This is a genomic window from Priestia veravalensis, assembly GCF_001457055.1.
GTDB lineage: Bacteria > Bacillota > Bacilli > Bacillales > Bacillaceae_H > Priestia > Priestia flexa.
On sequence record NZ_KQ758645.1, the window covers coordinates 41,788 to 57,145 of the forward strand.

General features: G+C 38.2%; 13 protein-coding genes and 1 other annotated feature. Of the genes, 3 read left to right on the forward strand and 10 right to left on the reverse strand.

Features of this window, described 5'->3' with window-relative positions:
• Nucleotides 1-85: 85 nt before the first annotated feature.
• Nucleotides 86-1,033: an NERD domain-containing protein gene (locus AS180_RS09800; RefSeq protein WP_025909499.1), complete on the reverse strand. Its 948-nt coding sequence runs from the start codon at nucleotides 1,031-1,033 to the stop codon at nucleotides 86-88.
• A 262-nt stretch (nucleotides 1,034-1,295) separates the two neighbouring features.
• On the opposite strand from AS180_RS09800, the gene cysK reads away from it, so the two are divergent.
• Nucleotides 1,296-2,231, forward strand: coding sequence for a cysteine synthase A (gene cysK / locus AS180_RS09805; RefSeq protein ID WP_025909500.1), 936 nt, complete (start codon nucleotides 1,296-1,298; stop codon nucleotides 2,229-2,231).
• 42 nt (nucleotides 2,232-2,273) lie between these two features.
• Here cysK and pepV read toward each other — a convergent pair whose 3' ends face one another.
• Nucleotides 2,274-3,677: a dipeptidase PepV gene (gene pepV / locus AS180_RS09810; protein WP_025909501.1), complete on the reverse strand. Its 1,404-nt coding sequence runs from the start codon at nucleotides 3,675-3,677 to the stop codon at nucleotides 2,274-2,276.
• A gap of 389 nt (nucleotides 3,678-4,066) precedes the next feature.
• Between pepV and AS180_RS09815 the strand changes: the two genes are divergently transcribed.
• Nucleotides 4,067-4,288 (forward strand): DeoR family transcriptional regulator, encoded by a 222-nt coding sequence (locus AS180_RS09815; protein ID WP_025909502.1) that lies wholly within the window; start codon nucleotides 4,067-4,069, stop codon nucleotides 4,286-4,288.
• Between the two features lie 182 nt (nucleotides 4,289-4,470).
• Here AS180_RS09815 and AS180_RS09820 read toward each other — a convergent pair whose 3' ends face one another.
• Nucleotides 4,471-5,187, reverse strand: a complete 717-nt coding sequence (locus AS180_RS09820; protein WP_025909503.1) for a pseudouridine synthase — start codon at nucleotides 5,185-5,187, stop codon at nucleotides 4,471-4,473.
• Between the two features lie 60 nt (nucleotides 5,188-5,247).
• Nucleotides 5,248-6,894 carry a putative polysaccharide biosynthesis protein gene (locus AS180_RS09825; RefSeq protein WP_025909504.1) on the reverse strand — a complete coding sequence of 549 codons (1,647 nt, stop codon included), beginning with the start codon at nucleotides 6,892-6,894 and terminating at the stop codon, nucleotides 5,248-5,250.
• Between the two features lie 206 nt (nucleotides 6,895-7,100).
• Here AS180_RS09825 and AS180_RS09830 point away from each other — a divergent pair, with 206 nt between their 5' ends.
• Nucleotides 7,101-8,375: a BaiN/RdsA family NAD(P)/FAD-dependent oxidoreductase gene (locus AS180_RS09830; protein ID WP_025909505.1), complete on the forward strand. Its 1,275-nt coding sequence runs from the start codon at nucleotides 7,101-7,103 to the stop codon at nucleotides 8,373-8,375.
• 4 nt (nucleotides 8,376-8,379) lie between these two features.
• Here the strand turns inward: AS180_RS09830 and AS180_RS09835 are convergent, their stop codons facing one another.
• The 6 genes from AS180_RS09835 to AS180_RS22500 all read right to left on the reverse strand — a co-directional run bounded on the left by AS180_RS09835 (nucleotide 8,380) and on the right by AS180_RS22500 (nucleotide 15,281).
• Nucleotides 8,380-8,559 carry a sporulation protein Cse60 gene (locus AS180_RS09835; RefSeq protein WP_025909506.1) on the reverse strand — a complete coding sequence of 60 codons (180 nt, stop codon included), beginning with the start codon at nucleotides 8,557-8,559 and terminating at the stop codon, nucleotides 8,380-8,382.
• A gap of 350 nt (nucleotides 8,560-8,909) precedes the next feature.
• Nucleotides 8,910-9,221 carry a rhodanese-like domain-containing protein gene (locus AS180_RS09840; RefSeq protein WP_025909507.1) on the reverse strand — a complete coding sequence of 104 codons (312 nt, stop codon included), beginning with the start codon at nucleotides 9,219-9,221 and terminating at the stop codon, nucleotides 8,910-8,912.
• A gap of 115 nt (nucleotides 9,222-9,336) precedes the next feature.
• Nucleotides 9,337-11,751, reverse strand: coding sequence for a leucine--tRNA ligase (gene leuS, locus AS180_RS09845; protein WP_062686754.1), 2,415 nt, complete (start codon nucleotides 11,749-11,751; stop codon nucleotides 9,337-9,339).
• Nucleotides 11,752-11,815: 64 nt separating this feature from the next.
• Nucleotides 11,816-12,037, reverse strand: a binding site (T-box leader).
• 191 nt (nucleotides 12,038-12,228) lie between these two features.
• On the reverse strand, nucleotides 12,229-13,551 hold the full coding sequence (locus AS180_RS09850; protein ID WP_025909509.1) for a GntP family permease: 1,323 nt from the start codon (nucleotides 13,549-13,551) through the stop codon (nucleotides 12,229-12,231).
• 160 nt (nucleotides 13,552-13,711) lie between these two features.
• The gene (locus AS180_RS09855) at nucleotides 13,712-14,908 is read right to left on the reverse strand and encodes an MDR family MFS transporter (protein WP_062686755.1); all 1,197 of its coding nucleotides are present in this window, start codon (nucleotides 14,906-14,908) and stop codon (nucleotides 13,712-13,714) included.
• A gap of 94 nt (nucleotides 14,909-15,002) precedes the next feature.
• Entirely contained in the window at nucleotides 15,003-15,281 is a 279-nt protein-coding gene (locus tag AS180_RS22500; protein ID WP_139109185.1) for a hypothetical protein, read from the reverse strand.
• Nucleotides 15,282-15,358 lie beyond the last annotated feature (77 nt).

Consider the following 15,358-nt stretch of genomic DNA (forward strand, 5'->3'; position numbering starts at 1 on the left):
ACATAACTTATTATGAGCATTATATGTTCAAATCGGAGAAATGAAAGCACTTTCTATTAGATAAATACTAAATTTCACATCAAAATTATTCATTCTCACTTCGATCAAAATAAATGCTTTGACTATGCTTTAAAAGTGCCTCTGCTGCCTGAAGCTGATTGAATTTTAAGGGTGCTGATAAACGCCTTAAATTATAGAACCATTCTTCATAGTTCCGCTTATCAATAAAATCAATTTGATACGGTTCTGTTGGAGAGTCAAAGAAACCATTGCGACTCAGTAATATTTTACGAATAGGTCGGTCAATATTATGAGATTGATAAAGGCTTTTGACGAGTTGCTCTGTTCTATTCAACCCAAGCACGGGATTTAACACTTTCTTTTTATCTTTCCCTATTAACTCTGTCCAAAAATTTTCTTTTGAATACTGAAAAACAGAGCCATTTTTCCCTTCAACCATTGCAATACAAATTGTTTCAGTAGGCGTAATTAAAATAACCTCTGCTTCAACAGGCGCTTTTTTCACTAAAAAGACAGGCTTATACATAAGTAGAAAAGTATCAGGAAAGCTTTTTAAAAAGTATTGAAGCTTTTCATCATAAAAGTATCGCTTATCTGCATTTGAAAGCTCAAATAAGGTCGACGTCGCCCACCTCATTTGCATTTGAAAAACATTTTCTAAAAACAATACCTTTAGGTCTTGTAGGCTTTTAGGTTCTGTCACAAACGCAGTGAGATTTTCGGCATCAAAGTTTTCTTCTGCTTCTTTTTCTATTTCTACCTCCATGTATTCTTTATCTGTTTCGGCTACTTCATCTTTTTTAAAAAAGGATTTTACCTTTCGAAAAAGCGATGGTTCTGAAGTCGGCGATTCGTCTATATCATCTAACTGAACCTCTTCCTCTCCGTTATAGAAATAATCCTTTGCTTTCTCCCAATTGTGTTGTTTCACGCGTGTAAATTGAGAGGAATAGTGATACAAATCTCGCTCATAGCGTGAAAGATAGTCTTGTATCTTAATAAGTTGCGCCATATCAAATCATTCTCCTCGTTAAAAAATACCAGATTGTTTTTATTGTTCAATTTTACTAACATTAAAAGAAAGATACCACTAGTAATTAAAGCTTTTTAGTGAAACCGTAAGCTTAAGCCCTTTTATCCTACTAATGCGATAGATTATGTTATGATAGAAAAAACACTTCTTTTTACGGCGATAAAAGTGTAGTTGTACGCTATTATTGTCTATACTAGGATAAAAAAGATCATTAATTCTATCGATGCAAAGGATGGTTAAAATGAAAGTTGTTAACAACATGGCAGATTTAATAGGAGATACTCCACTTGTTAAATTGAATCGTCTTCAGCCAGCTGACGGTGCATCCGTTTATTTAAAGCTAGAATTCTTCAACCCCAGCAGAAGCGTAAAAGATCGCGCTGCTTTTAATATGATTGTTAAAGCTGAAGAAGCAGGCCTTTTAAAACCAAATTCAACTATAATTGAGCCAACGAGTGGCAACACTGGAATTGGCTTAGCTATGAATGCTGCTGCAAGAGGATATCGCTCAATTCTTGTTATGCCAGATACTATGACGCAAGAACGTATTAACTTATTAAAAGCTTACGGGGCTGAAGTTGTGCTAACACCAGGAGATGAAAAAATGCCAGGTGCTATTCGTAAAGCTGAAGAATTAACAAAAGAAATTCCAAATGCTTTTATGCCAATGCAGTTTAAAAACGAAGCTAATCCAGACGCACACCGCCACACCACGGCAAAAGAAATTATTGAAGCAATGGATGATTTAAATAAAGAATTGGCTGCATTTGTTGCTACAGCCGGAACTGGTGGCACAATTACAGGGACTGGTGAAGTACTAAAAGAGCGCTATCCAAACATGAGTGTTCATGTAGTAGAACCTGCTGGCTCTCCTGTTTTATCAGGTGGAAAACCAGGAAAGCATAAACTTGTAGGAACAAGCCCTGGCTTTATCCCTGATACGTTAAATGTGAATGTGTATGATGAAATTTTAAAGATTAAAGATGAAGAAGCATATGATATTACGCGTAGACTTGCAGCTGAAGAAGGGATTTTAGTTGGTCCATCCTCTGGTGCAGCTTGCTATGCTGCCATTGAAGTAGCTAAAAAGCTAAGCCCCGACCAAGTCGTTGTGTGCATCGCCTGTGATACAGGTGAACGCTACTTATCAAGCGATTTATTCTCTTTTGATTCCTAATAAACCAAAAAAGGCGCTCATGCTGCTGAGCGTCTTTTTCGTTTACTTAGCTAACTCATAAATAGCTTGTGCATAAATGGCTGTTGCTTTCAATAGATCTTCGACCACCATATATTCATCTTTTTCATGAGCTACTTCTTCTCTTCCAGGGAATAGTGGACCAAATGCTACTCCGGCCTCTAGCGCTCGTGCATACGTACCTCCGCCAATGGAAATAAGCGTTGGTTCCTCTCCCGTTTGTTCTTGGTAGACTTGCTGTAACGTTTGGATGAGCTTATGCTTTTGATCGACATGATGCGGTTTTGAATCTGAAAAATGCTTAACAGAAATTTGATATGTCTCACTTTGCTTCTTAATTGTAGAAATAATAGTATCAATACTAGCGGCAACTGGGTACCGAATGTTTAAACCAATTTGTCCAGCCTTCTCATGAGTGTAAGATAAAATACCAACGTTTACAGTCAAATCACCTGTTACATCGTCTCGAATATGCAAACCGATTCTTTCACCAATTGTATCCTCTACAAAATAGTGATTAACATATGTAACGAACTGTCTTGCTTGTTCATTTAATGCTAATTCATGTAGAAAGCTTGCTAACAACACCCCGGCATTTTTCCCTTTTTGAGGAACACTTCCGTGGGCCGATACCCCTTCTAAGGTAAGGGTATATTTGTTGCTGTTGACTTCAACTGTACCTTTTACATGATGTTTATTTAAGAACTTCTCATACGTTTTTTCGAGGTTTGCTTCTTCTTTTACAGTAAGAACTGCTTTTGCATAGTCAGGTACCATATTATAACGACGACCAGATTCAAACGATGTTAGTACATAGTCGCCATCTGTTCCTTGAATCGGCTGTTGGTGTAACTCTACATCCGTAATCCCTTTTTCTGCGTAAATGATAGGAAAGTCAGCATCTGGAGCAAAGCCCATCGTTGGCATTTCTTCATGTTTAAAGTAGTGATCTACACATCTCCAATCGCTTTCTTCATCTGTTCCGATAATCATACGTACGCGTTTAGAAAGCGGCAATCCTAGCTCTTTAACAATTTTCATAGCGTAATAAGCAGCTATTGTTGGTCCCTTATCATCAATCGCTCCGCGAGCAAAGATTTTTCCGTCCTTAATTTCCGCACCGTATGGATCAACAGACCAACCATCACCTTCAGGTACGACATCAACGTGACATAAAATTCCTATTAATTCTTTTCCTTCTCCCAATTCAATATGTCCTGCATAACCATCTACGTTCTTAGTCGTAAAACCATCATCATTTCCTTTATCTAATAAAAAATGAAGAGCTTTAGCTACTCCTTCTCCAAATGGCTCATCTTCTTTTACAGATTCTTCAAGGACGCTTTTAATTTGTAAAAAGCGCTTCGTTTCTTCCAAGATATTGCTTTCTCTTTTTTTAACTTCTTCCATCCAATTGATAGCTTCCATAGTTATCCTCCATTATTGTAGAAGTATTCAATTTGTACTATTTCCACTTTATCACACCTATTTTCAAAAAGCTTCTAAGGTGTTTAATTAGCTAGAAAAAGGGTAAAGGGTTGTAACCTTTTCTCTAAATTTATGCTTGAATAGGTCTATTTTGTTATATTTCGCATACATTAAAAAATAATGTATAACTTAGGAAAGGAGACCTGCCAAAAAAGTACATATTTATCTCATTTATCACAATTTTTGTAAATTTATTATTAAATTAAGCTTTATCCTTTTATTTTTTATGATTTTTTGTGTACAATATAACTGAGGACTTAAATAGTGCTTGACATCTCAAAGTTATAAAGAAGTTGTGCCTTACGAAAAACGAATAAGGAAGTGGTTTTTTGAAACCTTCAACTAATCGAATGCTAACGCGTATCAAATCCGTTTATATGTTCATTAGTAAAAAGGGAACTGTCACTACTCAAGAGCTTGTTGATGAGTTTGGTATCACCCCTAGAACTATTCAGCGTGATTTAAATGTATTAGCATACAATGATTTAGTTCATAGTCCAAGTCGTGGTACGTGGACGACGACAGAGAAGAAGGTCAAGATTTCATCCTAGTAAGTTTCAAAGGTAAGTATTTATATACAGAGATAAAGATTCCTCATACTTTTTCGCCTTGTGTGTTGAGTATCTTTAAGTGCCTGATTTTACCTCAGTGCATTTAAACGTGAATTGTTTCACTTGCGTAGAGTGAACAAAAAGGAACCAATTTATGTACAGGTTCCTTTTTCTTTCGCCTCTTATTCTTTTTTATCTTTTAATGCGCTTAATTCTTCTTCTGTTAGCTCTCGGTATTCCCCCAGTTCTAACTCTTCATCTAGCGGCAAAGCTCCCATGGAAATTCGTTTTAAATACGTGACTTTCTTTCCTCTTGATTCAAACATACGCTTCACCTGATGAAATTTCCCTTCAACAATGGTTAGCTCAATTTCAGATGATTCACCGCTTTTTAAAATGGTTAACTCTGCGGGTTTCGTGACATATCCGTCATCTAATGTAACCCCTTTTCTGAATGCTTCGACATCTTCCTCAGTTACTTTCATATTAATAGTCGCAAAATAGGTTTTTGGAACATGCTTTTTGGGTGAGAGCAGCTGATGAGCAAGCTGTCCATCGTTTGTTAATAGCAGTAATCCTTCCGTATCTTTATCTAGTCTTCCGACTGGAAAAGGATTATAAATGGCGTCGTCAATTTCTAATAAATCAACAACTGTTTCATGTTGATGATCTTCTGTAGCAGAAATCACCCCTTGAGGCTTATTCATCATCAAATAAATAAATTCTTTGTATTCAATGATTTCTCCGTGAACGGACACTTCGTCAGTTTCCGGATTCACGTGTAGCTTAGCATCTTTAACCGCTTTACCATTCACTTTTATTGCTCCTGTTTTTAATAACCCTTTTACTTCTTTTCGACTACCATATCCCATATTAGCTAATAACTTATCTAATCTCATAAAATCCTCCTCAGTTTATATCCGAAAAGAAAGTGACTCATTGAATGAGTCACTTTCTCATTAACCGTTTGCTGGACGACGGCGCAAAATTTTTCGTTCAATTATGTTTATAATTCGTTTGCCCATTACTCGCTCTAGTAATGTCGAACGGTACGTTGCTACACCGTATACAATCCCTCCGACCCCTGCTCCAATAAAGGTGATCACCACAGCAGCGATGCGGCTTTGATCATACGCTAAGAAGAAGCCTAAAATAAAGGAAAGCAACTTAACGCTTAACCCCATAATTGCAACGAAGATAAAGATTAACACTGTACGTTTGATAAACGCATGGTAATCATAATTCGCATGCTTTTTAATGAGATAAAATGTATACGCAATAGATACAAGATAACCAAGAGCCGTTGCTAAAATTGAACCTAGCTCATGAAATAGATAAATAAATGGTACGTTACAAATAATTTTCACAATTAGACCAAATGCTAAACTGATTACCGCGTATTTTTGTTTATTCACACCTTGTAAAATCGCAGCATTCACAGTGAAAAATGAAAACAATAACGCAACCGGCGCATAAGCTAATAGAACTGTTCCACCAGCTTTAATATCTTCTATACCAAAGAATGTTCCATAGGCTGGACCCGCTAAAGCCATCAACCCAACTGATGCCGGTAATACTAAAAACATAATCGTTTGATACGTTTGGTCAATCTGTTTTTGAAGAGCCGTGTAATCTTGATTCACAAATGAACGTGTAATGGTTGGAACGAGTGTTAATCCAAACGCTGTCGCTAATGAAACAGGAATCATTACAAGCTTTGGTACATACGACTGCACAATCCCATTCATCGTTTCTGCAATTTCTTTTTGACCAGCAGCAACCATTGTACGGTTAAATGTAAATTGATCAACATACTGATAAAGGGGAATTGCAAGCCCTACAAATACATAAGGAATAGAATACGTAAACAACTCTTTAAAAATAGAAACCGTTGAAATACGCGTTGGCGTAACTTTTTGCTCTTGTACCATTTTGTCTAAATGAGGTTTTCGTTTTTTCCAATACCATAACAAGACAGCTAGTCCACCAAGCGCCCCTACAAATGCACCCATTGTTGCAAATCCAACCGCTAAGGCTAAACTTCCTCCGACAACTTTTAACACGATGTACGTAGAAGCGAGTAAGAAGACAACGCGGACAAACTGTTCAATAACTTGTGAAACAGCAGTTGGCCCCATAGACTGGTGTCCTTGGAAAAATCCTCGCATTAAACTCATAATAGGTACGACAAGAAGCGCCACGCTCACCATGCGCATAACCATGACAACGTCTTCTAACGAGTTATCTAAATCGGCTCCTCCTAGTGTTAAATCCGCAATAAAAGGAGATAAAGAATAAAGTAAGAGAAAAGATAAAACCCCTGTGACAAGCATAAGCTTAAGACCTGCACGATACATTCTCCTACTCGTATAGTAATCACCCATTGCGTTATATTTAGATACGAATTTTGAAACAGCCATCGGCATCCCTGCCGTTGCAATACTTAGGTAAATGGCATATTGGTTATATCCATATCCAAACAGCGCTCCACCTACAGCTCCAACGAGCGTTGCAAATGGAAAAATATAAATCATTCCTAATATGCGAGAAATATAGGTTCCTAACGTTAACACAAATGTTCCTCGTAATAGCTTTGAATCAGACATAAGCTTCCTCCGATACGTAATGTTACACTTTGATAATAGTGATAGAATAAAAAGGAATCAAGTTGCAGTTTTATTTCAGACATGCTTTAATGTTAACTGCTGCTAGCAGCTAGAAAAAAACAAGACTATAGCCCATTTTATCCAAAGTTTCTTCATTTGTCAGTGAACAAACTCAAATTTTATAAAATAGACAGGTTGGTGGAGATATGATTTATGATGTAATCGTAATCGGAGGAGGACCTTCTGGTTTGATGGCATCGATTGCAGCCGGTGAAAAAGGCGCAAAGGTACTATTAGTAGATAAAGGAACAAAGCTCGGTCGAAAGTTAGCTATTTCGGGTGGTGGACGCTGTAATGTTACGAACCGACTCCCAATCGATGAAATTATTAAGCACATTCCAGGAAACGGACGCTTTTTATATAGTGCATTTTCGATTTTTAATAATGAAGATATCATCAGATTTTTTGAAAACCTCGGGATTGCTTTAAAGGAAGAGGATCACGGACGCATGTTTCCCGTGTCAAATAAAGCACAATCAGTCGTTGATGCACTCATTGGTGAATTAAAGCGTTTAAACGTTCATGTACGCACAAATACGCCTGTAAGAAAAGTCGCATATGAGAACAATGCAGTAAAAGAAGTGCAGCTAGAGACGGGTGAAGTAATCCAAGCCAAGGCAGTCATTTTAGCTGTTGGAGGAAAGTCTGTTCCTCATACCGGTTCTACAGGCGATGGCTATGCTTGGGCGGAAGCAGCGGGACATACCATTACAGAACTTTATCCCACCGAAGTTCCCGTCACTTCAAGTGAATCATTTATTCGAGACAAGACATTGCAAGGTTTATCTTTACGTAGCGTTGGATTAAGCGTACTAAACAAGAAAGGCAAGCCTGTGATTACTCATCGAATGGATATGATTTTTACACACTTTGGAATTTCTGGACCCGCGGTATTGCGCTGCAGTCAATATGTTGTCAAAGAACTTAAAAAACAAAAAACAAAGACTGTTCAAATGATGATTGATTCGTTTCCAGACATAAATGAAGAAAATCTCTTTCAAAAAGTCGTAGCTCTTTTAAAAGAAGAACCAAAAAAAGCAATTAAAAATGTGTTAAAAGGGTTTGTGCCCGAGCGCTATTTATTATTTTTGTTTCAAGCTTCGCATATTGAAGAACAAGAACTTGCTGGACAAATTTCACATGATCGACTTCGCGAATTTGTTAGTCTTCTGAAACAATTTACGTTTTCTGTAAATGGAACGTTATCTCTTGAAAAAGCCTTTGTAACAGGTGGAGGCGTATCGGTAAAAGAGGTGCATCCAAAAGAAATGTCTTCAAAATTCATGAGTGGCCTCTACTTTTGCGGTGAAATTCTAGATATTCATGGATATACAGGTGGTTATAATATTACGTCAGCTTTAGTAACTGGAAGACTTGCTGGAGCAAATGCTGGAGAGTATGCCAAAAGCCTAGCGCATTAATGCGCTAGGCTTTATATATGACCATTGCTGAAAAACAGTATACTTGTTCATCTCGGTCCACATCTACTGTAACTTGATACTTAATGTCCACAATATCCTCATCATCAATTTTTTTCAAAAAGCGATTTAGAGCTACTTCTAAATCTTTTTCATGCTCTTTATCAAACACTTTTACCTGAACCACACCGCGACACCACTTTCATCCCATGATTATCACTGCTTGGACATTTCTATTAACATATGTATCAATCACTATAGACATTCTTATAAAATTTATACGTTGAATAAAAAAGAGTCTGGAATAAAAACAAATGATTCTTTCTCAAAGATGAATTATACCTTTTCTAAAGTAGTCAGGCTGGAACCACCAGTTCGTTCTATTGCGCCGCAGATGCGTGTCCTCCGCTCCGTTCCACTAAGTTTTTTAACTTATTTTAGGAATGAAGAAAAAGATACCCAAACTATCAAAAGTCGTTACCTTCCAATAGTTCGGATATCTCGTTAGCTAAAATACTTATGTCTCATCTTTTTTATTTACTTTTTAGTTGTTTCGCCTTCCCACTCAAGCATACCGCCAACCATGTTGCGTACTTTATACCCTTGCTCTTGTAAGTAGTAGCATACGTTCTCGCTACGACGTCCTGAGCGACAGATAAAGATATATTCTTTATCCTTATCAAAGGCATCAATATGTGCAGGAATATCATTCATACGAATATGTTTTGCTCCTGGAATAATGCCTTCTTCTACTTCTTCATCTTCGCGAACATCTATTAGTTCAAGTTCTTCATTTTGCTCCAAACGTTTCTTTAGCTCTTCTGTTGTAATTTCTTTTACTTGTTCCACCTTTTTCAACCCTCTCATTATGTATTCGTTCCCATGTTATTATTGTAACAAAAGTGATAAATGAAATTCTACTTACATGAAAAAAGCCTGAGGCTCTTGCCTCAGACTTCTATCATTAGTTCGCTACAATGTTTACTAATTTCCCTGGTACAGCAATCACTTTTCGGACAGTCTTGCCTTCGATTTGCTCTTGCACGTTTTCATTTGCCATTGCGATATCTTGAAGCTGTTCACGTGATGCTTCAGCTGGAACGTTTAGCTTTGCACGTACTTTACCGTTCACTTGAACAACAATTTCAACTTCATCATCTACTAATTTTGCTTCATCAAAAGCAGGCCAAGCCTCATACGAGATTGTTTCTTCGTAGCCAAGCTTATTCCACAGCTCTTCTGTAACGTGTGGACAAATTGGTGCAAGTAATTTCACGATGCCTTCCACGTATTGTTTTGGAAGAACATCGACTTTATATGCGTCGTTGATAAACACCATTAATTGTGAGATTGCTGTATTAAAACGAAGAGCTTCATAATCTTCTGTTACCTTCTTCACCGTTTGGTGATATACACGCTCTAATGTTTTATCATCGCTTTCCTGTACTTTATTGCTTAGCTCACCGTTGTCATCCATTAGCAAACGCCATACGCGATCGATGAAACGTCTTGCTCCGTCTAATCCTTTTGTTGACCATGCAATAGACGCATCTAAAGGTCCCATGAACATTTCATATAGACGAAGCGTATCTGCACCGTGACTCTCAACAATCTCATCAGGGTTAACAACGTTACCTTTTGACTTACTCATCTTCTCATTGTTTTCGCCAAGAATCATTCCTTGGTTAAATAACTTTTGGAAAGGTTCTTTTGTCGGTACTACTCCAATATCATATAAGAACTTGTGCCAGAAGCGAGCATATAATAAATGAAGAACGGCATGCTCTGCACCACCAATGTAAATATCAACCGGTAACCATTCTTTTAGCTTTTCTGCGTCAGCCAATGCATCTTCATTCTTTGGATCGATGTAGCGTAAGTAGTACCAGCAGCTTCCAGCCCATTGTGGCATCGTGTTTGTTTCACGACGACCTTTTTTACCTGTTTCTGGGTCTACTACGTTTACAAATTCATCAATGTTTGCTAATGGTGATTCACCAGTACCTGACGGCTTAATTTCCGTTGTTTTCGGAAGTACTAATGGAAGCTCACTTTCTGGAACAGGCGTTGTTGTACCATCTTCCCAATGAATTACTGGAATTGGTTCTCCCCAATAGCGCTGACGGCTAAACAACCAGTCGCGTAAACGATACGTAACTTGTTTTTCACCTTTTTTGTTTGTTTCTAGCCAAGCAATCATATTCTCAATTGCTTCTTCTTTATTTAAGCCGTTTAAGAAGTCAGAGTTAACGTGTTCGCCACCTCCTGTGTACGCTTCTTTCGAAACGTCTCCTCCCGCTACAACTTCCTTAATTGGAAGTTCAAATTTAACAGCAAATTCATAGTCACGCTCATCGTGAGCTGGAACTGCCATGATTGCACCTGTTCCGTAACTCATTAATACGTAATCTGCAATCCAGATTGGCATTTTTTCGCCATTTACTGGGTTAATCGCATAAGCTCCCGTAAATACACCTGTTTTATCTTTCGCTAAATCTGTACGCTCTAAATCACTTTTGCTTTTAATTTTCTCAATATAAGCATCTACTGCTGCTTTTTGCTCAGCTGTTGTGATTTTATCAACAAATGGATGCTCTGGTGCTAACACGGCATACGTTGCGCCAAAAAGCGTATCTGGACGCGTAGTGAACACCGTAAACGTTTCATCATGCCCATCAATTGTAAAGTGAACATGCGCCCCTTCAGAGCGACCAATCCAATTGCGCTGCATTTCTTTAATACTCTCTGGCCAATCTAATTCTTCTAAATCCTCTAGTAATCGATCTGCATAAGCAGTAATTTTTAACATCCACTGCTTCATTGGACGTCGTTCTACTGGGTGACCTCCACGTTCACTTTTACCATCAATAACTTCTTCATTTGCTAATACTGTTCCAAGAGCTGGACACCAGTTTACCGCAACTTCATCAATATACGCTAATCCTTTTTCATATAACTTTAAGAAAATCCACTGCGTCCATTTATAGTAGCTTGGATCTGTTGTATTAATCTCACGCTCCCAGTCATATGAGAAACCTAGAGATTTAATTTGGCGACGGAAGTTGTTAATGTTTTGCTCTGTGAATTGCGCTGGGTCATTTCCTGTATCTAACGCATACTGCTCTGCTGGTAAACCGAACGCGTCCCATCCCATTGGATGAAGTACGTTATATCCCTGCATACGCTTCATACGAGATAAAATATCTGTTGCTGTATACCCTTCTGGATGCCCTACATGTAGGCCAGCTCCAGATGGATATGGAAACATATCTAGCGCATAAAATTTACGCTTTCCTTTATCTTCAGTCGTTTTAAATGTCTGATTTTCTTCCCAAACCTGTTGCCACTTCTTCTCAATTTGCTTATGGTTAAAGGCCATGAATACTCCTCCTTCTATTTTAAGACAATGGTGTTAGAACTATAAAAAACCCCTCATCCCTTAAGAAAGGGACGAGAGGTTGAATAAACTTCCCGCGGTACCACCCACATTAGCACAAATTATGTATGTACTCACTCATTTTCCTTAACGCGGATGACGATAAATGCTACTTCGTTCACATTTACAGCTCAAAGGTGAGTTCATGAACGGTCGTTTGTTGACTCCCACCAACCGTCAACTCTCTTTGCTCGTATCGCTCACTACTATTCCTTCTCAATGCTTTTCATATAGTAACTACCTTGTATTGTAAATAATATGTGATTAAACTGCAAGTTGTTCACACCATTTTATCAAAGTTTCTCTTCTTATTTATAAACAAATCTCTTAAAAACATACATAATGCCCATTTTTTTAAGAAATATCCAAACATTCAGCACACAAACGGCTAAAATGTCCATGTGCTGAACAGCTTACTCTTTAAATACCCACTCCAAACGTAAAGAGTGCAATAGCTATCGCTAACCCTACGAGCGGAACAACGACAGTCATAGCTGCCACGGAGCCATAGGCATCTTTATGTGTTTCACCACAAATAGAGTTAATTGTAGTTACAACATATCCATTATGGGGAAGTGAGTCCAACACGCCAGATGAAATGGCCACAACTCGATGAAGTGCTTCAGGATTAACACCTGCGTCCATATAATGTGGTGCTAAGAGCGGTAAAGCAATCGCTTGGCCACCGGATGCCGATCCGGTCATCCCTGCGATAACGCTTACTGCAATGGCGCCTCCAATTAACGGACTGCCCGGAATACTGGTCATCGCTTCAACAGCGACATTAAAAGCAGGAGCTGCCTTTGCTACTCCGCCAAATCCAACAACAGCTGCCGTATTTCCAATTGCAATTAAAGCACCAAGTGTTCCTTCAGATAGCGCTCCCCAGAAGTCTTTAAAGTAACGACGGTTTAATACATACGTAGCAATGATTCCACTTAATAGCGCAATGATAAGAGCTGATTGCATCAATGAATTATGGAATACAAATGAACAAATAAGAACGACAACTAAAGGAATTAAACTAAGCAATGGATGAGGTAACTCTCTTCCTTTCTCCATTTTTGGGTCCGTCTCTCTCTCAACAAAGTGCTCACCATTTTGCACTGCTTTTGTAATAATTTTCTTCAACCACCAATAGCCAAACACTGCCATTAATACCGCCACAATTAAACTTACTTCCCAACCTGCATAAGGCGATGTATTCAAATAATCAATTGGAATCCAGTTTTGAATTTCAGGTGAACCAGCTGAAGTCATTGTAAACGTAACAGAGCCAAAAGCAAGAGCAGCTGGAATAAAGCGTCGTGGTAGGTTAGCTTGCTTAAACAAACTTACCGCCATGGGATACACAGAAAAAGCTACGACAAACAAGCTGACTCCACCATAAGTTAATACAGCACAGGCTAAAACAATGGCTAATACAGCTCTTTTCATACCGAGCTTTTCAACAATCCATTTTGAAACGCTATCAGCAGCACCGCTATCTTCCATCACTTTTCCAAAGATTGCTCCAAGTAAGAACATTAAATACCAAGACGTCACAAAGCCCGTAAATCCTGACATATAGTTACCAACAAAGTTCACTTCACCTTCTTTAACAAGCTGCGGAAACAAAGGCATTCCACTTGTTAAAGCTACTACTAAAGCACTTAAAGGTCCTGCTATTAATAAGTTCATTCCTCTCATAGTAAGCACAATAAGCAAGACTAAACCACCGATTAACCCAATCATACTAAGCACGTTTTCTTCCCCCTTTATATTAGAAAGCGTTTACAATCAAGTGGAAAACAACCTCCTCCCTGCTGACTTCTACTATCTTATTAGACAAACCATTGAGACATACCAGGTTTTATGGAACAAAAAAGCGACGCCGTCTGGCATCGCTTTTCAGCTTTTTAATTTATTTTGAAACCGTTACTTGATAACGCTTTGTAGATTGTTCTTTTATTCTCAAATCATAAAACCATGTTGTGAAAAATGTTAAGAATAGAAAAGCAATTAAGCTATACACGAGCACAGAAACATCAAAATGATCCACCATCATCCCACCGAAAACAGGACCAATCATTCTGCCACCCGTAGCCGTACTATTTACAATGCCTTGATAGAATCCTTCTCTACCTTTTGGCGCTAATTCGTTTGCTACTGCTGGAACTGCAGGCCAAACAAACATTTCTCCAATCGTTAAGACAATCATCGCAATTAAAAAGTCTACAAATGTAGTTGCCTGCAAAACAATAATAAAAGATGCAATAAAGATTGCCGTACCAATCATAATTTGCACTTTTAACGTCTTCGCAAACTTTTGTACGACTGGTACAATAAACGGCTGTGCTGCAACGATTAAAATACCATTAATTGTCCAAAGCATACTGTACTGAGATAATGGGATATTAAGCTCTAATGTATGCGTAGCAATTGTTGTTTGCCACTGTACATACGCCATCCAGCACAGCAAATAGCCCACACATAAAGTTAATAAAGCAATCAGCTTATAGTGATTTTTAATCCCCTTAGCTTCTTGCAATACACTCGTTTGGGCTGAACCCGTAACTGAAATGTTCTTGTACGTGAAAAGTGCAATCAATAAAAAAACCACGTACAGTAACGTGTTTGCTAAGAAGATATAGGTAAATGAATAAGAAGCTACAATTCCTCCAAGAGCTGCACCAATTGCTACCCCTGCATTTTGAGCTACGTAAATGGCATTAAAGGACTTACGTCCACCTTCTGGCCAAACCGTTCCAGCCATTGCGTACATAGATGGAAATACAATTCCCGAGCCAAAACCAACGATGACAAGTAATACAACGTATGTAGGCCAATCGTGAAAAAACACTAACCCAACCAATGCTATCAAGGTGATAACAATACCTGATAAAATGGATTTATACCCTCCTATTTTATCAAACAAGGTACCTCCAATAAGATTACCAATTACGCTAGCACCAGCATTTAACATTAAAACAAAGCCTGCTACGGATAATGATTTACCGAGATGATCATGTATATAAATTGTATTTAAAGGCCATAAAAACGAAGCGCCCGTAACGTTTACTAACATTCCAATGATTAAAAACCATAATGACTTTGGCATATCTATTTCTCCTTTCAACTGTTGAGAACGTTTAAAGCCAACGTACATTCTAGTCCTTTCTACTTTATTTCGCAATGAGTTAGCATATAGAAAGTTAATTAAAAATGTTTTCAATTAACTTTCTATTAAAAAAGAGAGTTTGGGACATAACAAAATGATTGCTTCTAAGAGACGAACAATAGCTGTTCCAATCTCTTTGGTTTGTCTGAACACGTTCGTTCCATTGCGCTACGGCCACTCGCTTTCCGCGGGGAGGAACCTGAGCTTCCTCGCTGCGCTGCGGGATCTCCGTTTTCCCTCTCTTTCCCGCAGGAGTCGAGTGTCCAACGCTCCATTCCCCCCTGTTTCCAACATTGTTTTCACAATCAACCAAAAAACCTGAACGATTAAAAGTGAGAAACTCTCAATCGTTCAGGTTTATCATTGGCTGAATTACTTATGTCCCAGCCT

What these genes read in the sequence shown, in the direction of transcription:
- AS180_RS09855 (WP_062686755.1), bottom strand. Translation starts at nt 14,908, where the DNA reads ATGCCAAAGTCATTATGGTTTTTAATCATTGGAATGTTAGTAAACGTT.
- AS180_RS09800 (WP_025909499.1), bottom strand. Translation starts at nt 1,033, where the DNA reads ATGGCGCAACTTATTAAGATACAAGACTATCTTTCACGCTATGAGCGA.
- pepV (WP_025909501.1), bottom strand. Translation starts at nt 3,677, where the DNA reads ATGGAAGCTATCAATTGGATGGAAGAAGTTAAAAAAAGAGAAAGCAAT.
- AS180_RS09820 (WP_025909503.1), bottom strand. Translation starts at nt 5,187, where the DNA reads ATGAGATTAGATAAGTTATTAGCTAATATGGGATATGGTAGTCGAAAA.
- AS180_RS09830 (WP_025909505.1), top strand. Translation starts at nt 7,101, where the DNA reads ATGATTTATGATGTAATCGTAATCGGAGGAGGACCTTCTGGTTTGATG.
- AS180_RS09825 (WP_025909504.1), bottom strand. Translation starts at nt 6,894, where the DNA reads ATGTCTGATTCAAAGCTATTACGAGGAACATTTGTGTTAACGTTAGGA.
- cysK (WP_025909500.1), top strand. Translation starts at nt 1,296, where the DNA reads ATGAAAGTTGTTAACAACATGGCAGATTTAATAGGAGATACTCCACTT.
- leuS (WP_062686754.1), bottom strand. Translation starts at nt 11,751, where the DNA reads ATGGCCTTTAACCATAAGCAAATTGAGAAGAAGTGGCAACAGGTTTGG.